This is a genomic window from Rhodanobacter hydrolyticus (assembly GCF_044904645.1).
In genome coordinates this window covers 2,656,456-2,677,674 of record NZ_JADIKK010000008.1, presented here as the reverse complement: position 1 = coordinate 2,677,674, position 21,219 = coordinate 2,656,456, and the positions used below count along the sequence as shown (strand labels likewise).

The window sequence follows — 21,219 nt, the reverse complement described above, 5'->3', positions numbered from 1 at the left end:
CGTCTCCCTTGCGCCGCTGCGCATGATTCGGGCTTTCAGGATGCGTCCAGCGCTTCGCCATGGCTTGCGATCACGCCTGCGTAGAGTTTCGCGGTCGCCTTGGGCGTGCGCTTCTGCGTGGCGAAATCGACGTGGTACAGGCCGAAGCGCTTGGCGTAGCCAAGCGACCACTCCAGGTTGTCCAGCAACGACCACGCGTAGTAGCCGCGCAGATCCACGCCGGCCTCGATGGCGCGATGCGCGGCCTGGAGGTGCTTGCGCAGGTAATCCACGCGCAGCGGGTCCTGCAACAACTCGCCTTCCACGGTCGGCGGGTCGTAGAAGGCGGAGCCGTTCTCGGTGATGTAGAGCGGGATGTCGCCGTAACGCTCGCGGAAGCCGGTGAGCATGTCGACGAGGCCCTGCTCGTAGACCTCCCAACCGGTTTCGGTACGTGTGTGCTGCGGCTGCGGCACCGGCGCCGCACGCAGCGGAAATGCGTTGGCGTCGTGCCGCACCACGGCGCGCGTGTAGTAGTTGAGGCCGACGAAATCGACCGGCTGCTTCGTCAATCGGAAATCGTCCGGCGGGAAATCCGGCCACGCATCGCCATAGACTTCCACCAGCTCGGCGGGATAGCTGCCGAGCAGCGCCGGATCGGCGAACTGCTGGTTCATGTAGGCGTTGGCGCGACGCGTGGCGGCGAGGTCTTCCGCACTGTCGGAAGCGGGATACTTGGGCTCGATGTTGAACACCACGCCGATCGCATGCTTGCCGTGCGCACGATAGGCCTGGATGCCCGCACCGCTGGCGCGCATCAGGTTGTGCGCGGCGATCGGCGCCTCGAACGGGCTGCGGTGACCGGGCGCCAGCGTACCGTTCAAATAGCCGCCATCGACCACCACCCACGGTTCGTTGAGCGTGCTCCAGTACGGCACGCGGTCGTCCAGCGCCTTGAACATGATTGCGGCGTATTCCGCAAACCAGTGCGCGCTGTCGCGGTTGAGCCAGCCGCCACGGTCGTCCAGCGCCGCCGGCAGGTCCCAATGGAACAGCGTGGCGTTGGGCGTGATGCCGTTTTCCAGCAGCTCGTCGACCAGCCGCGAGTAGAAGTCCAGCCCCTTCGGATTGACGCGACCGGTGCCCTCTGGCAACACACGCGCCCAGTTCACGCTGAAGCGGTAACTCTGCAGGCCCAGCGCGCGCATCAGCTGCACGTCGTCTTTGTAGCGGTGGTAGTGGTCGCAGGCCACGTTACCGTGGTCGCCGTTCGCCATCATCCCGGGCGTGTGCGCAAAGCGCTGCCAGATGCTGGGACCGGCGCCGTCCGCCAGCGGCGAACCCTCGATCTGATAGGCGGAAGTGGCCGCGCCCCAGAGGAAGCCGTCCGGAAAGCGGTAGCGTCGAGTCATGGATTTCGAAACTCTCGAATGCCGCACTGCGGCTTGATGTAACCGTTTACATCCCGAGAATAGCCGAACGCCGTCCCGGGATGCACGCCCTTTTCCGCGACACCGACCGTCGCGCCGCGACAACCAGCAGAGAGCACGCAACGCCGATGGCCACCGTCAGTCTCGACCACGTGCGCAAGGTCTATCCCAACGGGCACGTCGGCGTCGCCGGCGCCAGCTTCGACATCGCCGACGGCGAGCTGCTGGTGCTGGTCGGCCCCTCCGGCTGCGGCAAGACCACCCTGCTGCGCATGCTCGCGGGACTGGAAACCATCAGCGCCGGCACGCTGCGCATCGGCGGCCGCGTGATGAACGACGTGGCGCCGAAGGATCGCGACATCGCGATGGTGTTCCAGAACTACGCGCTCTACCCGCACATGACGGTGGCCGAGAACCTCGGCTTCGGCCTGCGCCTGCGCGGCATGCCGCGTGCGGAAATCGCCAAGCGTGTGGACGAGGTGGCGCGCCTGCTGGAGCTGGAACAACGGCTGGACGCGCGCCCTGCCGCGCTGTCCGGCGGCCAACGTCAACGCGTGGCGCTGGGTCGCGCGATGGTGCGCCAGCCCGCGGTGTTCCTGCTCGACGAACCGCTGTCCAACCTGGACGCGCGGCTGCGTCTGTCGATGCGCGTAGAGATCGCCCGCCTGCACCGCCGCTTCGGCACCACCACGGTCTACGTCACGCACGACCAAGTCGAGGCGATGACGCTGGGGCAGCGCATCGTGGTGTTCGACCAGGGCGCGATCCAGCAGATCGACACGCCAATGGGGCTCTACGAGCGTCCCGCCAACCTGTTCGTGGCCGGCTTCCTCGGCAGCCCAGCGATGAACCTGCTGCGCGGCACGCTGCAGGTGGACGGTGGCCTGGTGCTGGCCACGGCGGGTGGCGCGATACGGCTCGGCACGCCACCGCAGGCGGATGCGCTGGCTGACTGGCGCGACCGCGAAGTAGTCCTCGGCCTGCGCCCGGAAGACCTGCATCCGCTCGCTGACGACGATCCCGCCGCCGCACTGGAGGCACGGCTGGAGGTGCTGGAGCCGGTGGGCAACGAGGTCTTCCTCAACTTGTGCTACGGGGACATTGCGCTGGTCTCGCGTACGCCGCCTGGTGTCGCCCGCGCGCCGGGTGAAACGGTGCGGTTCGGCATCACCACGCAGCGGCTGCATTTCTTCGATCCGCACGATGGTGCACGCATCGGCTGAAGCGCAGCTTCCTTGGGCACGCTTGCGGAAAAGAACCCTGTCCGGGATATCGGAAGCAACAAAGCGGTTTCGTGTGCCTGCCGGCACCCGAGTTACTTTTCTCTTGCGTGGCCAAGAGAAAAGTAACCCAAAGAGAAGGCCACCCCGCGGAGGCGCTTGCCGGGCTTCCCGCCCGGCAAGTCCGTGAGGCGCGGCCGAGGGGCCCAAGAAGAGCAGGCGTGCATTGTGCGCGCCAGAAGCAGAAACACGGCCAGTCTGTCGCGTTCGGTTTTGCTCAGGCTGTTGCTCCTGCGCGCAGGGAGCGCACTGCTCTTTCGGGGCCCCTATGGCGCGGCGGGCGGATGGAGGACAGTCCGAAGGATGGCTCGCAGGGATGCGGGCCAGTTTTTCGACGGCACGGGATGTGCCGTCGAAAAACTCCGGAATCCGCCCGCGCATCCGGAAGGCAGGATGCCTGGAGGGCGCGCCATCGGGGTGCTCTTTCTCTTTGGCTACTTTCTCTTTGAGCACGCAAAGAGAAAGTAGCTCGGCCACCGGAAGGTGGACGAAGCCACTTTGCCGCTGGCGAACGAACAAGCAAAAAAACTCTGCCCCTACCGGCTGCGGAGGGACGGCTCGCAGATCGTGGCGCCTACTCGTACTCATCCCTTCACGCTGCCCAGCAGCAGGCCATCGAGATAATGCCGCTGCATCGCCAGGAACAGCGCCAGCACCGGTACCACCGTGAGCACCGACCCAGCCATCATCTGTTCGGTACCCTCCGTGTGCTCGCGCGCCATCGAGGCCAGCCCTAGCGGCAACGTGTAATGCCCCTGCCCGGTCAGCTCGATCAGCGGCCACATGAAGTCGTTCCACGCGGTGAGAAAAGTGAGGATCGCCAGCGTCGCCACCACTGGCCGCAGCAGCGGAAGCACGATGCGCACGAAGATGTGCAGTTCGCCGGCACCGTCGATACGCGCGGCCTCCAGCAATTCGTCGGGCAGGCCGCGCGCGTACTGGCGCACCAGGAAGATGCCGAGCACCGAGGCCATGCCCGGCAGCATCACGCCCATGTAGGTGTCCACCAGACCGGCGTACTTGAACATCAGGAACAGCGGCAGCATCGCCACCTGTGCCGGCACCACCAGCAAGCCGAGCAGCATGCGGAACAGCTGCTCGCGTCCCGTGAAGCGCAGCTTGGCGAAGGCATAACCCGCCAGCAGGTTGAACACCAGGGACAGCAGCGTGATCGCGCCGGAGATCAGCAGGCTGTTGAGCAGGTAACGACCCATGCCCGCGCGCCCGAACAGCTGCCGGTAATTGTCCAGCACGGGATGCGCGGGCCACAGCGGTGGCGGCAATGCGTTGGAGGTGCCGGGTGCCATGAACGACACCGCGAGCATCCACAGCAGCGGGAACAGCGCCACCGCCGCGCCGCCCAGCAGCAGACCGTTGATAAGCGCCTTCGCCAGCCGCGGGTTCATGCCACCGCCTTGCGCGACAGCCGCAACATCGCCGCAGTCACCGCGAACATCACCAGGAACAGCACGAAGGCCTCCGCCGTGGCGACGCCGAGGTTCCACCACTGGAAGCCGTCCTCGTACATCAGATACAGCACGCTGGTGGTGCTCTCCAAGGGGCCGCCCTCGGTCATCACATAGGGCTCGGCGAACAACTGGAAATAGCCCGACACGGTGAGGATGGCCACCATCAGCAAGGTCGGCCCCAGCATCGGCAAGGTGATGTGGCGGAATTGCCGCCAGGCCGAGGCACCGTCGATGCACGCCGCCTCGTACAGCTCGGCGGGGACCGCCTGCAGGCCGGCGAGCAGGATGATCATGTTGTAGCCGAAGTTCTTCCACACCGCGAACAGGATGATGGTGGGCATCGCCCAATGCGGATCGCCCAGCCAGTCGACCGGATGGATGCCGAGCATGCCGAGCAGGTGGTTGGCCCAGCCGTACTTGGTGTTGAACAGGTAACGCCACACCACCGCCGTCGCCACCGCGGTGGTCACCACCGGCGCGAACAGCGCAGTGCGGAAGAAGGCCTTGCAGCGCGCCAGCGGCGAATGCAACAGCAGGGCCGCACCCAGCGAGGCGGCCAGCGACAGCGGGACGCCCACCCCCACAAAGTAGAAGGTATGCCCCAACGCAGCCCAGAACTGCGGCCGGTGCAACAGCACCCAATAATTGCCCAGCGCCACGAAGCGCAGGTTGTGCAGGTCGGCCAACGCGTAGAGGTCGTAGTCGGTGAAGCTGAGGGCAAGCGCACCGAGCACCGGCAGCAGGAAGAACACGGCCAGCACCAGCAGTGCGGGCGCGAGGAACAACCATGCCACGCGCGATGCCTTCATTGCCGCGCCTCGAGCAGCGAACGCCGCTTGGCGAGAATGATGTCGGCCCGGCGATCCATCTCTGCTGCGGCCTGCTCCACGGTCAGCTCGCCGGCCACGGCGCGCGCGGCAACCTGCTGCATCATCACCGCGATGCGTTCCCACTCGGGCACCGCCGGCGTGGGCTTCACGCGTTCGAGTTGGTCGCGAAAGGCGTGCATGGCCGCGTCATTCTGCAACAGCGGACTGTTCCAGCTGCTGCGCCGTGGCGGCATGTCGCCGGTGAGCTGGTAAAAGCGCTGCTGTACTTTCGGCTGCGACAGGAATTCGACCAACGCCCACGCTTCGTGTTGATGCTTCGATGCGCGGAACACCACCAGGCTGGCGCCACCCGCGAGGCCCGCGCCGGGGCCGTCCGGCCCGGGCAACGATGCCGTGGCCCAGTCGCCCTGCTCGCTCGCCGGCAGTCGCTTGCGGAATTCGGCGACGTTCCACGGCCCCGAGAAATAGAACGCATACACACCGCGACCGAATTCGTCCCATGGGTTGCCCACCTCCACGTTGGTGACCGCCGGCGCCTGCTGCAGGCGGAAGGTGTCCACGTAGAACGCCAGCGCGCGCCGGAAGCCGGCGCTCTCGAAATTGCCACGGCTGTCGTCGTCGCGCAGCAGGGGGTCGGGTTGCTGCAAGGCCAGCGACAACAGCTGTTCGTATTCGTTGGTAGGCAGCAGGATGCCGTAGACCTTGCGCTCCGGATGGCTGAGCGCGGCCAGCATGCGCCGCCACTCGGACCAGTCGCGCGGCGGCGCATCGAAGCCCGCCTGCTTCAACAGGTCGATGCGGTAGAACAGCAGGCGCGTGTCCACGTACCACGGGATGCCGTACAGCTGACCGCCGCTGATGTTGGTCGCCCAGATGCTGGCGAAGTAATCCGGCGCGACCACCGTCTGCGTGGCATCCACGTGCTGCTGCAGCGGCGCGAGCGCATGCAGCTCCACCAGCTCCGGTAGCCAGGTGTTGCCGAGCTGCGCCATGTCAGGCGTGGTACCCCCGGCAATCGCGGTGAGCAGCTTCTGGTGCGCCGCGCTCAACGGCAGCTGCTGTACTTCCACATGGATACCGGGATGCGTGCGCTCGAAATCCGGCAGAAGGCTGGCGACGGCTTCGCCCTCGGGACCGAACGTCCAGAACACCAGCGTGTCGCCGTGCCTCGGGTCGCAACCGGCAACGCACAGCGCAACCGTGATGGAGACCCATCGCAACCACGCACCGCGTCCGGATGCCATGCCCATCCGCGCCGCCTCAGTGGCGCTCCAGCCAGCCGCCGGTGAAGCCGGCGCGTTGCAGGCCATGGCGGATGTACGGATTCTTCTTCATCACGCTCCATACCAACCCGCTGCGCCAGTTCTCGATCATCAACAGGATGGGCCCCTGGTCGATGCCCAGTTGCTGGTTGTCGGCCCAGCCGAAACCGGGATAGGTATGACCGTCCTCCGATGTGCCGTGAAAACTCGGGTTGAAGGCGTCGACGAAGCCGTAGCGGCTGTAGATGTACTGGCCGTAGCGCTGCTTCATCGTCATCAACGCAGGCAGCACGATGGACGGTGCGAACGCGATGGAGCCGCCCGCCGCGGTAGGCGCGATGGTGCCGTCGTCGGTGATGTCGTCCAGCCCCGCGCCGCGCGCCATGTAGCTGCTGAAGCGACGCACGCCCTGCGGCGAATTCTCGGTGACGTCGCCCGGCCCGTCGCTGGCGGTCAAGCCCCATACGTCGGCGCCGTAACCCGTCCAGTGACCGGGATTGGCGATGGCATAGGAGCGCTGCGCGTAGGTCGCCAATCGGCCGTTCTCCGCGTAATCGAGGTTGTGCGCGCGACCCCATGCGTCGCGGATGCCACGGAAGTCCACCCACGTCTCGCTGTACTGGTGGCCGAACAGCGGGCCGAAGTTGAGGAAGGTATAGCCCTGGAACGCGCCCCATTGCTTCGGATAGGTCGCGCACCACGCGGCCCACGCGTCCGCATCCACCGGATGCGTGGGCGAGCCCAGCGCGAGGATGTAGACCAGCTTGCCCTCGTCGTAGCCTTCCCAGTCGGAAGGAATGAACTGGCCGCCCGGCGTCCAGCCCATGCTGATCAAGGGCTTTCGCACCTGCATCCACGGCCAGTCGATGGCTCGATAGAGCTGGTCGGCGAGCTGGCGGATCTCCTTCTCTCGCGGCGTATCGCGGTCGTAATAGCTCTCCGCGAACAGTACGCCACCCATCAGCAGCGTCGTATCCACGCTGGACAGCTCCACGCCGCGCTCGTAGCGGCGGCCCGTCTGCATGTCGAGGAAGTGGTAGAAGAAGCCATGGTAACCAGCGGTGTCGTCTTCACCGCCGTTCTGCGGTGCATTGGCAAAGAAACGCAGCGTGGTCAGGGTTCGTTGTACCGCCTGCTCGCGCGTGATGTAGCCGCGCTCCACGCCGATGCCGTAGGCCGTCAAACCGAAGCCGACGGCGGCGATGGAAGAGAACGTGTGGTTCGGCCATGAATCCGGCACCAGTCCCGTGTACGGATCCGCGCTCTGCCAGAACCAGTCGAAGGTACGGTGTTCGAGGTCGTCGATGAAGGCTCGCTGGTCGGGCCTCAGTTCCTGGTACGTCAGGGTATCGGTTTGCGGAGGTACGACCGGTTGCGCTGCATGCGCGGGGCTGCCCGCGACAAGCGCCGCGAGAGCGGCAGCTGCGAAAACATGCAGGCAGCGCCAGTAAGGGGAAGACATGCTGACCTCGTGTCAGTGAAGTAGATCAATGGTCTCCGGATGCCATGCCGATGCCACCGCAAATGCTCAAGCGCTTTCCATCGCCTGCGCCGGGCAAACCTTGTCGAGGAAAGCCTGATGCATGGGCATCGCGTCCACGCAGGAATTCACCACCTGGCGCACGCCGGCCATGAAGCCGGCGAGGTCCTTCTCCGACATCTGATCCACCAGCGGATGATAGCCACGCGGCATCAGACGTTGGCCCACCATCACCTGCACCCAGCTCGGAACCACGAACAGCTCGTCGCCATCGCGGTAGAAGCGCCCGCTGTCGCGGAAGAGGCGGATGTTTTCCTCCAACCGGGGCGGCAACGCCATTTCGCGGCAGGCCTGCCAGAACGGCGAATCATCGCGCTCGTTGGCGTGGTAATGCAGTATCAGGAAGTCGCGCAGGTGCTCGTACTCGAAACGGGAACGTGCGTTGTAACGATCGATCAGCACCGGACTGAAATCGCGCTGCGGCATCATGTCGAGCAATCGCGCGATCCCGGACTGGATCATGTAGATGCTGGTGGATTCCAGCGGCTCCAGGAAACCGCCGGCCAGACCCAGCGCCACCACGTTGCGGTTCCACGTCTGCTTGCGCGCACCAGTAGTGAAGCGCAACAGTCGTGGCTCGCCCAGCGGTGTGCCGTCCAGGTTTTCCAGCAGCACGGCGGCCGCTTCGTCGTCGCTCATGTGCGCACTGCAGTACACATGCCCGTTGCCGGTGCGGTGCTGCAGCGGAATGCGCCATTGCCAGCCCGCCTTTTGCGCGGTCGAACGTGTATACGGCGTGGGTGGCCCCACACGTTCGCAACCCACCGCCACGGCACGGTCGCAGGGCAGCCAGTGCGAAAAATCGTGAAAGCCGGTATGCAGAGTCTGCTCGATCAACAGCCCGCGGAAACCGGTGCAGTCGATGAACAGTTCGCCCTCGATGCGTTCGCCGCTTTCCATCACCAGTGCCGAGACGAAGCCGTCGTCCGGCCGCAACTCGACACTGGCGATCTTGCCTTCGGTGCGCCGCACGCCACGCTGTTCGGCGTAGCGGCGCAGGAACCGTGCGTACAGGCCGGCGTCGAAGTGATAGGCGTAGGCCACGTTCGCCAATGGCGAGTTGACAGGCGCGTCCTTGGCGGAAGGCATGAACCGCCCGCGCGGTGCGGCCACAGTGTTGAGCGAATAAGCGCCGATGTCCTCGGCCAGACCAAGCTGCCTGGCTTTGATCCAGAACTGATGGAACGACAGCGGGCTGATGTCGTGGCCGATCTCGCCGAAACCATGGATGTAGCTGTCGCCCTTCCGCGCCCAGTCGTTGAACTGCACGCCCAGCTTGAACGTGCCCTGGGTATTGCGGATGAACTCGACGTCACCTATGCCGAGCAGGTCGTTGAACAACTTGAGGTGCGGCACCGTGCCTTCGCCGACACCGACGGTACCGATTTCCTCGGACTCCACCAGCCGGATGGCGCAATCGCCACCCAGCACCTTGGAGCACGCCGCCGCCGCCATCCAGCCCGCGGTTCCGCCACCGGCGATGACGATACGTTTGATGCGCATGTCGGTCATGGAATATCCCGGCTAGGGCCTGCTCAGCGGAAAGCCGGGGCGCGCAGGGCGCCCCGGCCGAGCCATCAGAAGCTCACACCCATGGAGAGCTTGACCATGCGCGGGTAACCCGTGATGTCGCCGGTGGGGTTGTAGACCACCGGTGTCCGATTCAACACGCCATTCGACCCCCAGGTTTCCAGGTAGTCGGTGTAGTTGTTGAAGTTGAACGCGTTGATCAGGTCGAAGCGCACATAGGCGTTGAGGTTGCCGTAGATCTTGAAGTTCTTCGTGGCCTGGAAGTCGAGGTCGCGGTACCCGAAGATCTTGCCGCCAACCAGGAAACGCCCGTTGCCCGGCGGCGCGATCGCCACCGATTGGCAACCGCCGCCGGAGATGGATCCACTGTCCACATTGGTGGGCGTCAATCCGTAGCACGCGAGGTTGAGGTCGGGGATCGGCGTGGAAAGGGTCAGCTTGGCGCCGAGCACGAAGCCCCACGGGCCGTCGAACGTACCGGTTGCCACGAGACGGTGTTTGGCCACGCCGGACGAAGTAAACGGGTAGTCGCCTATCGTGGCGTAATCGAATGCGTATTGGTCGGTGGGATCGGCGTTGTCGTTGTTCTGCTTGGTGTGCGAATAGGTGTAGGCGATCGTCGCCCCCCAGTGCGATTCCGGCGTGTACGGCTTGTCCGCCGACAACAGGATTTCATCCGCACGCGTTTCCAAGCCGTTGTTGCCGATGATCAGGCTGCCAAAACCGGGAATGCCATCGCCCCATGCCTGGCTGCCGTTCTCCCAGAACGCGCCGGTCGGGTAACGGTTGCCCAACGTGTACACGAGACCGTCGTAGCTGCGGATGTCGGTGAACGTCGCACTGGTGTTCCAGTCGCCGATCTGGTTGCGCATGCCGATGCTGAACTGGTCGGAATACGGCGCCTTGAGGTTGTTGTTGACCATGTCGACTTCCTTGCCGGCCGTGGTTCCAGCCACCAGGGCCTGCAACGTCGAGATGTTGAGATAAGCCGGGCTCCACGCGTAGCAACTGTTTATTCCGGGCGTGCATGGCACGTCCGGCGTATTGAAGAACAGCGTGGGCTGCGACAGCACCGACTTGGTCTGCTCGACCTGCAACGACTCGTACAGGTCACGGTCGTAGGAACGGCCGATGCCGCCGAAGATCACGTGCTGCTGATCGCCGTTGATGTCGTAGGAGAAGCCGAAGCGCGGCTGCCACTCGTTGGTCTGCGCGTGGCGGTTGTGGCCGGTGCTGATGTAATCGTTGACGTTCACGCCGCCCATCGCCAGCGTCTGCGCATAGGTCTGTCCGGCCGGCGCGTTCGGATCTTGCTGCTGGAAGGCCGACACCACGTTGGCCGGGGTCACGTAGTCGAGATAGGACGGTGTCTTCTCGTAGTCCCAGCGCACGCCGACGTTCAAGGTCAGGTGGTCGTCCACCGTCCAATCGTCCTGCACGTAGGCACCGAACTGCTTGTCCGAACTGGTGGCCACCGGACTCTGTCCGGGTGTGGGCGAACCGAACTGCACCTGATAGGGGATGGCCTCCGTACCGGCGGTAGTGACCGCGTAGTTGTAGAGCGCATTGGCATCGCCCGCGTCCTGCGCTGTGAGCTTCACGGCCTTGTACTTGAAGCCCAGTTTGATGACGTGGTCGCCGTTCCACTGCAGGTCGTTGAAGGTCAGGTCGTCCTGGATCGCCGGACCTTTTTGGCCCTTGTTCTGCTGGGCCAGCGGCGAATTGCCGGTCTGCACGATGGTCTTGTCCTGCTGCGCACCGGTGAGCGTGTACGCATTGCCGTCACCGAGGAGGATCGGCGTGGGCGCGAAGAATGCATCCTCGTAAGTGAACTGCAAGCGGTTGAACCAGCTGTAGGCACTGTGATCCCAGCGCAGGTCGACGCGCTTGTCGGTATTGATCGTATTGAGCCCGGCCGAGGTAGTACTCGTGCCGCCCACGTTGCTGATCGAGGTTTCGTCGCGGTACTTGCCGCTCAATTCGAAGCGATCGTGATCAGTGGGCTCGAAGTCCAGCTTGCCGAACCAGTCGTCTTCCTGGAACGGCAGGCTTGCCGGCCCAAGTTGTGACTGCACGCTCGCGGGCAGGTAGCTGCTGTAACCGGTGACGCCAGGCACGACGGTGGTGGGGCTGTCGAATTCCTTGCCCTCGTAGGCAATGTAGAAATGCGCCATGTCTTTTACGATCGGGCCGCCGAAGTCGAAGCCATAGTCCTTCTCGTGCGACTGCGTCTTGTCGCCGGCGGCTTCCTCGGCTGGCGTCTCCGCGCGCATGCGGGTGTTGGTGAAGCTGCCGAACACATCGCCGTGATACTCGTTGGTGCCGGACTTGGTTTCAGCCGTGATCGCGGCCGAGGAAATCTGGTCGTACTCGGCCTTGTAATTGGAGGTGATGACCTTGTACGAACCGATCGCCAACTGCGGGAACGGGTTGCCCTGGCTGGCGTTCTGGCCGGTGATGCCGCCGGAAAGCACGTAGTTTTTCTGGCCGACGCCGTCGATGTACACATTGATGTTGCTGCTGGCCTGGGCACCGGAGCGCAGACTGGTGGTGCCGTCGGCGTTGCGCGTGAACACCATGCCCGGCACGATGTCGGCGAGCTCCAGGAAGTTGCGCGAAGCCTCCGGCAACGCCGCGATATCGCGCATCGAGACGATGTTGCCGACCTCCGACGTGGTCACTTCCGGCAAATCCATGGTGGCCGCGGTCACCGATACGCCACCCAGCGTCTTGGCATTGGTCGGCGAGTTCGCGGTAGCGGTCAGGTCGACCGTGCTGATCGACGCCACGTTCAACTGGACCGTCTTCTGCACGCCGGCACCGGTCTGCACCGAATAGGTGCCCGACGGCAGCCCGACGATCGCGAAGCTGCCGTCCTTGCCCGACTGGGTGACGCGCGTGGCGCCGGTGGCGACGTTCTTGACCGTGACATTCGTATTGGGCGCGGCGTTGCCGCGCAAGGTGGCGTCGGACGTCTGCGCCATCACGATGCCGGGCGCCGAGGCCAGCATTGCCGTGATGACGGCTGCCGGCAACAAACGCTTCTTGAAAGACCTGCGACTGCTCATGAGCTCCCCTCCAGTTTCGTCATCTGTTCGACGGGCGGTGGATTTTCTTGGTTGTAGTGGCTGAGGTTCCGCCCCGATGTCCTCCGCACGACTCGCGTACGACGATGTCGCAGCCGAGCGTGTGTACCGATGCAGCCGACGACCCGGGGCGATTTATCAGGTCGGCCAGCAGATCCATGGCGTTCTTGCCCAATTCAGCGATGCGCACGCGCACCGTGCTCAACGGCGGCGTGACGTAACGCGCGATCGGGATGTCGTCGAAGCCTGCCAGGGCGATCTCGCCCGGCACGTCGATCCCGGCTTCCTTGAAAGCTTGCAGGCAGCCCACCGCCATCATGTCGTTGGCTGCAAATACGGCCTGCGGGCGCACTTTCGACGCCAGCAGTTCGAGGCCGGCCCGGTACCCGGACGATTCGCCGAAGTCTCCGCTCACGATGCGCAGCGACGTCCCCGGAGCCAGTTTGGCCATCGCCGCGCGGAATCCCGCTTCGCGCTGCCGGGCGTCGAAGTTGTCCTTCGGCCCGCTGACGAACGCGATGCGGTCGTGCCCGACGCCGACCAGGTGGCGCACCATGGCGTAGGTGCCGGCGAAGTTGTCGATATTCAGTACCGCCGCGGCGCCGGCCTTCACCTCGCTGTTGAGCAGAACCGCGGGCAGGCCGTCCGGCAGGTTGGCCTCGAGGAAGGCAGCGTCCACCCGCGGCGACGACAGGATCACGATGCCGTCCACCCGGCCCTGCATCGCGCGCAACGCCGCGGCGGCGTCCTCCGCGCCATCGTGCGAACTGGAGACAAGCAGGTGCAGCCCGTGCGAGCGCGCTTCCAGGTCGATGCCTCGGATCAGTTCGGAGAAGAACTCACCATGCAGGTCGGGCATCAGTGCGCCCACCGTATGCGTACGCTTGGTGATCAGGCTGCGGGCAGCCCCGTGCGGCACGTAGCGCAGGCGTGCCGCGGCCTCGCGGATGCGCTTCTCAGTCTCAGGTGTAACGCCACCTGCGCCATTCAACGCGCGCGACACCGAGGCCACCGAGACCTTGGCTTCGCGTGCAACATCCTTGATCGTTGCCGTCACTTGTCTTCCCCGCTCCGCGCCTCCCAGGCGCAAGGTGGGCTGAACGTAAACGTTTTCATGAAGACTTGTAAAGAGGATGTTTGTAGACACTTTTGCTGCAACACGGAAGCAGCACCTGGCCAAGTGGCCAGTGATTAGCATCGCAGTCGTAGATTTCAGAGTTCTTCTTGCGATTCAATGATTTGTCGCAATGCGACATTCCACGTACACGCATGCTGTGCCGGCTGGGTCGTCCAACCACTATGCGGGACAGAATGTGCGCTTTTCCAGAAAACGCTTTCATGCCCGTCCGCGGCACCTGATCCAAGCCCTAGGAGTGCAGGCGTTTGGACGGCCATCCATCCATACGTCCAAAACGCGACTCCAGACGGCTTCTGAAAAATCGTCATGAAAAAAATGTTGACAGGCTGAAAGCTCAGGCGTACGGTCGATGGCATGTCGCAGCGCAACAGCCACCGCAGCACCGCCGCATTGAACCGTCCTCCGACGGTTGCGGGCCTGCTGCGGCTTCGCGGCACGCTCCTTCTTGCCCTTGTACTCGTACTCCTTATTACCAACGGAGGTGCGGGCTGAGGGCATGTGTCCAGGTAGCTAGAAAGAACCTGAAAACACCCAAAGAACCCCGCACCAGAAATGGAGCGGGGTTTTTTGTTGCCCTCGGCGCCGCACCCACACAGCGGAGCCAGCAATGGAAAACCAGCAGAACGACCCGCAAAGCGATATCGGCGACGTAGCCGCCGAACACGTGCGCATCTTCGACACCACCTTGCGCGACGGCGAGCAGACGCCCGGCTTCTCGATGGACCGGCGCGCCAAGCTTCGCATGGCGCAGATGCTCGAAGCGCTGGGTGTGGACGTGCTCGAAGCGGGCTTCCCGCAGGCTTCACCGGATGACTTCGCCGCGGTCGCGCAGATCGCCAGCACGCTCACGCAAACCACCGCCTGTGCCCTGGCGCGCTGCGTTCCGGGCGACATCGACAGCGCCGGTCGCGCGCTGGAATCGGCCAAACGCTCGCGCATCCACGTGTTTCTCTCCACCAGCCCGCTGCACCGCGAGCACAAGCTCAACATGAGCAAGCAGCAGGTGCTGGACACCGCCGTCACCGCGGTGGAACGCGCCATGCAGCTGGCGCACGAGGTGGAATTCTCGGCCGAGGACGCGATGCGCACCGAGCCGGAGTTCCTGGTCGAGGTGTTCGACGCCGCCGCCGCCGCGGGCGCCACCACGCTGAACGCGCCGGACACCGTGGGCTACATGACGCCGACGGAAATCGCCGAACGCTTCGCCTACCTGATCGCCAACGTCAAACGCGGCAAACACGTGGTGTTCTCCAGCCACTGCCACAACGACCTGGGCCTGGGCGTGGCCAACAGCCTCGCCGCCGTGAGCGCGGGCGCGCGCCAGGTGGAATGCACCATCAACGGCATTGGCGAGCGCGCGGGCAACGCGGCGCTGGAAGAAATCGTGATGGCGATGAAGGTGCGCGGCACCTGGTTCGGCACCGACACGCGCATCGACACCCGCAAGCTCTACCCCGCCTCGCGCCTGCTCAGCGAACTGACCGGCCAGAACGTGCAGCGCAACAAGGCCATCGTGGGCGCCAACGCCTTCGCGCACGAGTCGGGCATCCACCAGCACGGCATGCTCAAGCACCGCGGCACCTACGAAATCATGCGGCCGCAGGACGTGGGCATCGCCGAGACCAAGCTGGTATTGGGCAAGCACTCGGGCCGCGCCGCGCTGCGCCAGCGCCTGCAGGTGTTGGGACATGACCCCGACGAGGCCGCGATGGACGTGATCTTCCCGCGCTTCAAGACCCTGGCCGACAAGAAGCGCGAGATCCACGACGAGGACCTGGAAGCCATCGCGCTGGGCCAGGACCCGGAAGCGCTGGGCCCGTGGCGACTGGTGCAGCTGAGCAGCAACACGCACCTGGGCGGCAGCGCCTCGGCGTCGGTGAAGCTGCGCCACGACGACGGCCGCGAAACCGGCGAGGCGGCGATCGGCGACGGTCCGGTGGACGCGGTGCTGCGCGCCATCGAACGCGTCACCGGCAACACGCTGGACGTCACCGAATTCCAGGTGCGCGCGGTGAGCGCGGGCGGCGACGCCCAGGGCCAGGCCCAGCTCACCGCACGCCACGGCGAACGCGACTGGCGCGGCCACGGCGTGAGCACCGACATCGTCGAAGCCGCCGCGCAAGCCGCGCTGGCCATCGTCAACCGCATCGAACGGCAGGCTGCGCAAAGCCGACCCGAGTCATCCATTGAAGAGTGCGGCCATGGAAGGCCGCTTTTTGATCTTCGCGCGCAGGGAAGCGCGCAAAAGGAGAACCATCCATGAGCCATACCGCCTTCCTCTGGCACAACGGCCGCATCAAGCCCTGGGCCGAAGCCAACGTCCACGTCAGCACGCACGCGCTGCATTACGGCTCCTCGGTGTTCGAGGGCGAGCGCGTGTACGCCACGCCGAACGGCCCGGCCTACTTCCGCCTCGCCGACCACACGCGCCGCCTGTTCGAGTCGGCCAAGGTGTACGAGATCGACATCGGCTACAGCGAGGCCGAGATCGACGCCGCCTGCCACGAGGTGATCCGCGCCAACGGCATGCAGTCCGCCTACGTGCGTCCCATCGTGTTCCGCGGCGCCGGCGGCCTGGGCGTGCTGCCGAAGGACGGTGCGCCGGTGGACGTGGCGATCATGGCGATGGCCTGGGGCGCCTACCTCGGCGACGCCGCCGAGCGCGGCGCGGACGTGTGCGTGTCCTCCTGGAACCGCCCCGCGCCGAACACCATCCCGAGCTGGGCCAAGGCCGGCGGCAACTACCTCAGCAGCCAGCTGATCGGGCTGGAGGCGCGCCGCGGCGGCTACGACGAAGGCATCGCGCTGGGCCACAACGGCCTGCTCAGCGAAGGCGCCGGCGAGAACCTGTTCCTGGTCAAGCGCGGCAAGCTGGTCACGCCGCCTTCCAGCGCCGGCATCCTCGCCGGCATCACCCGCGACAGCGTGCTCACGCTGGCTGCCGAGCTGGGCATCGAAGCGGAAGAACGCGAACTGCCGCGCGAGGCGCTGTACACCGCCGACGAAATGTTCATGACCGGCACCGCCGCCGAGATTACCCCGGTGCGCTCGGTGGACCGCAAATCCGTGGGCAACGGCAAGCCCGGCCCGGTGACGCGCGCGCTGCGCGAGGCGTTCTTCGGTCTGTTCGATGGCCGCACCCACGACAAGTGGGGCTGGTTGGATGTGGTTGATCCGACTCGCGCGGCGACCCTGGGCCAAGGGTTTACCAGTGCGGTCGTCCATGACCGCGAAGATCAAAAAGCGGCCATCCATGGCCGCACTCCTCAACAACAGCCCGCTTCGATGGGAGTTTCGGCATGACGGCCGCCCGCACACTGTTTGAGAAAATCTGGGACGCCCACGTGGTCGCCCCCGAGACCGCCGACACCCCGGCGATCATCTATATCGACCTGCATCTGGTGCACGAAGTCACCTCGCCGCAGGCCTTCGACGAACTGCGCTCGCGCGGCCTCAAGCTGCGCCGCACGGATCGCACGCTGGCCACGCTGGACCATTCCACGCCTACCCTGCCCGCCGGCGCGGACGGCGAGCGCCCCTACGCCAACGCCGAGGCCAAGGCCCAGGTCGCACAACTGGAGGAAAACTGCCGCGAGTTCGGCGTCGAACTGCACGGCTGGGACAGCAGCGAGCGCGGCATCGTGCACGTGATCGGCCCCGAGCTGGGTGCCACGCAGCCGGGCAACACCATCGTCTGCGGCGACAGCCACACCTCCACGCACGGCGCGTTCGGCGCGCTGGCCTTCGGCATCGGCACCACCGAAGTGGGCCACGTGATGGCCACGCAATGCCTGCTGCAGCGCAAGCCGAAGACGCTGGCGATCCACGTCGACGGTGAACTGCCGAAAGGCGTGGGCGCGAAGGATCTGATCCTGCACATCATCGGCCATATCGGCGTGGACGGCGGCACTGGCCACGTCATCGAGTACCGCGGCGCGGCCATCGAAAAATTGTCGATGGAAGAGCGCATGACGGTGTGCAACATGTCGATCGAAGCCGGTGCGCGCGCCGGCCTGATCGCCCCCGACGAAACCACCTTCGCGTGGCTGAAGGGCCGCCCGCGCGTGGCGCAGGGCGAAGCATGGGACCGCGCGGTGGCGCACTGGCGCACGCTGAAGACCGACGACGGCGCGCGCTACGACCGCGAAGTGCGCATCGACGCCGGTACGGTGAAGCCCACCGTCACCTACGGCACCCACCCCGGCATGGCCATCGCGATGGACGCGCCGGTGCCCGCCGCGCGCAATGCGATGGAACAGCGCGCGCTGGACTACATGCAGAGCCGCGCCGGCCAGCCCATGCAGGGCTCCAAGGTGGACGTGGTGTTCGTCGGCAGCTGCACCAACTCGCGCCTGTCCGACCTGCGCGAGGCGGCGAGCGTGCTGCGCGGTCGTCATGTCGCCAGTGGCGTGCGCATGCTGGTGGTGCCGGGCTCCGAAGCCGTGCGCCGCGATGCCGAAGCCGAAGGCCTGCACGAGGTGTTCCGCGCCGCCGGCGCCGAATGGCGCATCCCCGGCTGCTCGATGTGCATCGCGATGAACGGTGACCTGGCGCAGCCTGGGCAGCTCGTCGTCTCCACCTCCAACCGCAACTTCGAAGGCCGCCAAGGCAAGGGCGCGCGCACCGTGCTGGCCAGCCCCGCCACCGCCGCAGCCTCCGCCGTGGCCGGCGCCATCGCCGATCCACGCGAGTACCTGAACCAGGAGCAGGCCGCATGAAGCCCGTCACCCGCATCCATTCCCGCACCGCCGTGATGGCGGACGAGAACATCGACACCGACCGCATCATCCCCGCGCGCTTCCTCACCACCACCACGCGCACAGGCCTGGGCAAGCTGTGCTTCAACGACTGGCGCTACCTGCCGGACGGCAGCGACAACCCGGCCTTCCCGCTCAACAAGCCGGAAGCCAAGGGTTGCGCCATCGTCGTTGCCGGCCGCAACTTCGGCTGCGGCTCTTCGCGCGAGCACGCGCCGTGGGCGTTGTTGGACTACGGCATCCAGGCGGTGCTGTGCAGCGAGATTGCGGACATCTTCCGCAACAACGCGCTGAAGAACGGCCTGCTCGCCATCGTGGTTTCCGCCGCCGAGCACCAGTGGCTGCTGGCCAATCCGGGCGTCGAACTGAGCATCGACGTGCAGGGCCAGTACATCGCCCTGCCCGGCGGCGGCCGCATCAGCTTCACGCTGGAGCCGTTCGCGCGCCACTGCCTGCTCAACGGCGTGGACCAGCTCGGCTACCTGCTGCAAAACGAGAAGTTGATCGCCCATTACGAACAACAGGAGCAAGCAGCATGAAAGCGAACATCGTCACCCTGCCCGGCGACGGCGTCGGCCCCGAGGTCACCGCCGCGGCGGTCGCCGTGCTCGAAGCAGTGGCCGCGCACTACGAGCACGAGTTCGCGTTCGACGAACAGCTGATCGGCGGCGCCGCCATCGACGCCACCGGCGAACCGCTGCCTGCCGATGCGCTGGATGCCTGCAAGGCGGCTGACGCGGTGCTGCTGGGCGCGGTGGGCGGCCCGAAGTGGTCGGACCCGAACGCGCCGGTGCGTCCCGAACAGGGCTTGCTGGCCTTGCGCGCTGCGCTGGGCGTGTACGCCAACCTGCGCCCGCTCACCGTGCATCCCGCGCTGGCCGACCTGTCGCCGCTGAAGAACGAGAAGCTCAAGGACGTGGACGTACTGTTCGTGCGCGAGCTGACCGGCGGCGCGTACTTCGGCGCCAAGACGAAAACCGCCGACGCCGCCACCGACGAGTGCAAGTACACCGTGGCCGAAGTCGAGCGCGTGACGCGCCGCGCCTTCGAGCTGGCCCGCGCCCGTCGCAGGCATGTCACCTCGGTGGACAAGGCCAACGTGCTGGAAACATCACGCCTGTGGCGGCGCACCGTCACCCGCGTCGCCGCCGACTATCCCGACGTGACGCTGGAACACCAGTTGGTCGATTCGATGGCCATGCTGCTGCTGACGCGCCCCGGCAGCTACGACGTGGTGGTCACCGAGAACCTGTTCGGCGACATCCTCACCGACGAGGCCGCCGCACTGGCCGGCTCGCTGGGCCTGCTGCCCTCGGCCTCGCTGGGCGAAGGCAGCAACGGCCTGTATGAGCCCATCCACGGCTCCGCCCCCGATATCGCGGGCAAGGGCGTGGCCAATCCCGTGGGCACCATCCTTTCCGTCGCACTGCTGCTGCGCCATTCGTTGCGACTGGAGGCAGAAGCCCAGGCGGTGGAAGCCGCCATCGACCACGTGCTGCAGCATGGCCCGCGTACCCGCGACGTCGGCGGCGACGCCGGCACCGTCGAAGTACGCGACGCCGTACTCAAGGCGCTGGCGGATTACGCCGCCACCCACCGCAGCTATTTCGACGGAGCGCGCGCATGCGGCTGAGCACGCGCCCCCGTTTCCACGGCGAAGGCGTTCGCGCCGTCGCCACCCTTGTCCTCCCCTGTGCGCCGCGCGCGGCGCCCCTGACGACGGCCGCCTACTCCCCGGCCATGTCCAGTCGTCGCCCCCGACTCGGCGCCGTTGCGCGCACAGGGGAGGCAACCATCACCCGCCACGTCCCAACCACACACGCACGCATCGCCATCAACGAAGGAGTCCCCGCATGAGCAGCAACACCACCAACGACACGCTGGCCAAGGCGCGCATCGCCGTCCTGGGCTACGGCAGCCAGGGCCGCGCCCACGCCCTCAACCTGCGCGACTCCGGTCTCGACGTGGTCGTGGGGCTGCGTCCCGGCGGCCCCACCTGGGCCAAGGCCGAAGCCGACGGCTTCAAGGTGGTCGAACCGGCGCACGCGGTGACCAACGCCGACCTGGTCGCTGTGCTCACTCCCGACATGGTGCAGCCCAAGCTCTACAAGGAAAGCATCGAGCCGAACATCAAGCCCGGCGCCGCGCTGCTGTTCGCGCACGGTTTCAACGTGCACTTCAAGCAGATCGAGCCGCGCAAGGACATCGACGTGATCCTGGTCGCGCCCAAGGGCCCCGGCGCGCTGGTGCGCACCGAGTACGAGCGCGGCCGCGGTGTGCCCTGCATCTGGGCGGTCTACCAGGACGTGTCCGGCCATGCACAAGTCAAGGCCATCAGCTACGCCGACGGCATCGGCGGCGGTCGCGCCATGCTGATCAAGACCGACTTCAAGGAAGAGACCGAGACCGACCTGTTCGGCGAGCAGGCCGTGTTGTGCGGCGGCGCTTCGTCGCTGGTGCAGGCCGGCTTCGAGACGCTGGTGGAAGCCGGCTACCAGCCTGAGATCGCCTACTACGAAGTGCTGCACGAACTGAAGCTGATCGTCGACCTGTTCTACGAAGGCGGCATCACCAAGATGCTGGAGTTCGTCTCCGAGACCGCGCAGTACGGCGACTACGTCAGCGGCCCGCGCGTGATCGACGCCGGCGTGAAGGAACGCATGAAGGGCGTGCTGACCGACATCCAGGACGGCACCTTCGCGCGCAACTGGATCGCCGAGTACAACGCCGGCCTGCCGAACTACCGGAAGTTCAAGCAGGCCGACCTCGACCACCCGGTCGAGCAGGTGGGCCACAAGCTGCGCGCGCGCATGCCGTGGCTGCAGCCCAATGCCGCCAAGCCGGCCGAGGCGCTGAAGAAGGTCGGTTGACGCAACGCCGGGTCGCGCGCGATGCGCGCGGCCCGTTTTCCATGCACC

At 65.9% G+C, this 21,219-nt stretch carries 15 protein-coding genes; 7 read left to right on the top strand and 8 right to left on the bottom strand.

The features are described 5' to 3' along the window. Positions 1–35: 35 nt before the first annotated feature. Entirely contained in the window at positions 36–1,391 is a 1,356-nt protein-coding gene (locus ISP25_RS14660; RefSeq protein ID WP_404614915.1) for a GH1 family beta-glucosidase, read from the bottom strand. A gap of 146 nt (positions 1,392–1,537) precedes the next feature. On the opposite strand from ISP25_RS14660, the gene ISP25_RS14655 reads away from it, so the two are divergent. After that, a complete protein-coding gene (locus tag ISP25_RS14655) occupies positions 1,538–2,632 on the top strand; it encodes an ABC transporter ATP-binding protein (protein ID WP_404616320.1) in 1,095 nt (364 codons plus the stop codon). 641 nt (positions 2,633–3,273) lie between these two features. On the opposite strand, the gene ISP25_RS14650 is transcribed toward ISP25_RS14655, so the two are convergent. The 7 genes from ISP25_RS14650 to ISP25_RS14620 all read right to left on the bottom strand — a co-directional run bounded on the left by ISP25_RS14650 (position 3,274) and on the right by ISP25_RS14620 (position 13,604). Beyond that, positions 3,274–4,095 (bottom strand): carbohydrate ABC transporter permease, encoded by an 822-nt coding sequence (locus ISP25_RS14650; RefSeq protein ID WP_404614913.1) that lies wholly within the window; start codon positions 4,093–4,095, stop codon positions 3,274–3,276. Next, on the bottom strand, positions 4,092–4,967 hold the full coding sequence (locus ISP25_RS14645) for a carbohydrate ABC transporter permease (RefSeq protein WP_404614911.1): 876 nt from the start codon (positions 4,965–4,967) through the stop codon (positions 4,092–4,094). The genes ISP25_RS14650 and ISP25_RS14645 overlap by 4 nt, the downstream gene beginning before the upstream one ends. After that, positions 4,964–6,232: a sugar ABC transporter substrate-binding protein gene (locus ISP25_RS14640; protein ID WP_404614909.1), complete on the bottom strand. Its 1,269-nt coding sequence runs from the start codon at positions 6,230–6,232 to the stop codon at positions 4,964–4,966. Before ISP25_RS14640 ends, ISP25_RS14645 begins: the two co-directional genes overlap by 4 nt. A 16-nt stretch (positions 6,233–6,248) precedes the next feature. After that, a complete protein-coding gene (locus ISP25_RS14635; RefSeq protein ID WP_404614907.1) occupies positions 6,249–7,712 on the bottom strand; it encodes a glucoamylase family protein in 1,464 nt (487 codons plus the stop codon). Positions 7,713–7,778: 66 nt separating this feature from the next. Next, positions 7,779–9,302, bottom strand: coding sequence for a tryptophan halogenase family protein (locus tag ISP25_RS14630; protein ID WP_404614905.1), 1,524 nt, complete (start codon positions 9,300–9,302; stop codon positions 7,779–7,781). 65 nt (positions 9,303–9,367) lie between these two features. Beyond that, the gene (locus ISP25_RS14625; RefSeq protein WP_404614903.1) at positions 9,368–12,388 is read right to left on the bottom strand and encodes a TonB-dependent receptor; all 3,021 of its coding nucleotides are present in this window, start codon (positions 12,386–12,388) and stop codon (positions 9,368–9,370) included. A gap of 19 nt (positions 12,389–12,407) precedes the next feature. Continuing rightward, positions 12,408–13,604: a LacI family DNA-binding transcriptional regulator gene (locus ISP25_RS14620; protein WP_404614901.1), complete on the bottom strand. Its 1,197-nt coding sequence runs from the start codon at positions 13,602–13,604 to the stop codon at positions 12,408–12,410. 547 nt (positions 13,605–14,151) lie between these two features. On the opposite strand from ISP25_RS14620, the gene ISP25_RS14615 reads away from it, so the two are divergent. The 6 genes from ISP25_RS14615 (at position 14,152) to ilvC (ending at position 21,171) form a co-directional block, all read left to right on the top strand. Further along, the gene (locus ISP25_RS14615; protein WP_404614899.1) at positions 14,152–15,807 is read left to right on the top strand and encodes a 2-isopropylmalate synthase; all 1,656 of its coding nucleotides are present in this window, start codon (positions 14,152–14,154) and stop codon (positions 15,805–15,807) included. Then, on the top strand, positions 15,804–16,847 hold the full coding sequence (locus ISP25_RS14610; protein ID WP_404614897.1) for a branched-chain amino acid transaminase: 1,044 nt from the start codon (positions 15,804–15,806) through the stop codon (positions 16,845–16,847). The genes ISP25_RS14615 and ISP25_RS14610 overlap by 4 nt, the downstream gene beginning before the upstream one ends. Next, entirely contained in the window at positions 16,844–18,262 is a 1,419-nt protein-coding gene (leuC, locus tag ISP25_RS14605) for a 3-isopropylmalate dehydratase large subunit (protein ID WP_404614895.1), read from the top strand. Before ISP25_RS14610 ends, leuC begins: the two co-directional genes overlap by 4 nt. Continuing rightward, positions 18,259–18,840, top strand: a complete 582-nt coding sequence (leuD, locus tag ISP25_RS14600) for a 3-isopropylmalate dehydratase small subunit (protein ID WP_404614893.1) — start codon at positions 18,259–18,261, stop codon at positions 18,838–18,840. Before leuC ends, leuD begins: the two co-directional genes overlap by 4 nt. Then, positions 18,837–19,934, top strand: coding sequence for a 3-isopropylmalate dehydrogenase (gene leuB, locus ISP25_RS14595; RefSeq protein ID WP_404614891.1), 1,098 nt, complete (start codon positions 18,837–18,839; stop codon positions 19,932–19,934). Before leuD ends, leuB begins: the two co-directional genes overlap by 4 nt. A gap of 220 nt (positions 19,935–20,154) precedes the next feature. Further along, positions 20,155–21,171: a ketol-acid reductoisomerase gene (gene ilvC / locus ISP25_RS14590; protein WP_192159343.1), complete on the top strand. Its 1,017-nt coding sequence runs from the start codon at positions 20,155–20,157 to the stop codon at positions 21,169–21,171. Positions 21,172–21,219 lie beyond the last annotated feature (48 nt).

Bases quoted from the DNA above. Each gene is read 5' to 3' on its own strand.
- ISP25_RS14660 (WP_404614915.1), bottom strand. From the start codon at position 1,391: ATGACTCGACGCTACCGCTTTCCGGACGGCTTCCTCTGGGGCGCGGCC.
- ISP25_RS14655 (WP_404616320.1), top strand. From the start codon at position 1,538: ATGGCCACCGTCAGTCTCGACCACGTGCGCAAGGTCTATCCCAACGGG.
- ISP25_RS14650 (WP_404614913.1), bottom strand. From the start codon at position 4,095: ATGAACCCGCGGCTGGCGAAGGCGCTTATCAACGGTCTGCTGCTGGGC.
- ISP25_RS14645 (WP_404614911.1), bottom strand. From the start codon at position 4,967: ATGAAGGCATCGCGCGTGGCATGGTTGTTCCTCGCGCCCGCACTGCTG.
- ISP25_RS14640 (WP_404614909.1), bottom strand. From the start codon at position 6,232: ATGGCATCCGGACGCGGTGCGTGGTTGCGATGGGTCTCCATCACGGTT.
- ISP25_RS14635 (WP_404614907.1), bottom strand. From the start codon at position 7,712: ATGTCTTCCCCTTACTGGCGCTGCCTGCATGTTTTCGCAGCTGCCGCT.
- ISP25_RS14630 (WP_404614905.1), bottom strand. From the start codon at position 9,302: ATGACCGACATGCGCATCAAACGTATCGTCATCGCCGGTGGCGGAACC.
- ISP25_RS14625 (WP_404614903.1), bottom strand. From the start codon at position 12,388: ATGAGCAGTCGCAGGTCTTTCAAGAAGCGTTTGTTGCCGGCAGCCGTC.
- ISP25_RS14620 (WP_404614901.1), bottom strand. From the start codon at position 13,604: ATGCTAATCACTGGCCACTTGGCCAGGTGCTGCTTCCGTGTTGCAGCA.
- ISP25_RS14615 (WP_404614899.1), top strand. From the start codon at position 14,152: ATGGAAAACCAGCAGAACGACCCGCAAAGCGATATCGGCGACGTAGCC.
- ISP25_RS14610 (WP_404614897.1), top strand. From the start codon at position 15,804: ATGAGCCATACCGCCTTCCTCTGGCACAACGGCCGCATCAAGCCCTGG.
- leuC (WP_404614895.1), top strand. From the start codon at position 16,844: ATGACGGCCGCCCGCACACTGTTTGAGAAAATCTGGGACGCCCACGTG.
- leuD (WP_404614893.1), top strand. From the start codon at position 18,259: ATGAAGCCCGTCACCCGCATCCATTCCCGCACCGCCGTGATGGCGGAC.
- leuB (WP_404614891.1), top strand. From the start codon at position 18,837: ATGAAAGCGAACATCGTCACCCTGCCCGGCGACGGCGTCGGCCCCGAG.
- ilvC (WP_192159343.1), top strand. From the start codon at position 20,155: ATGAGCAGCAACACCACCAACGACACGCTGGCCAAGGCGCGCATCGCC.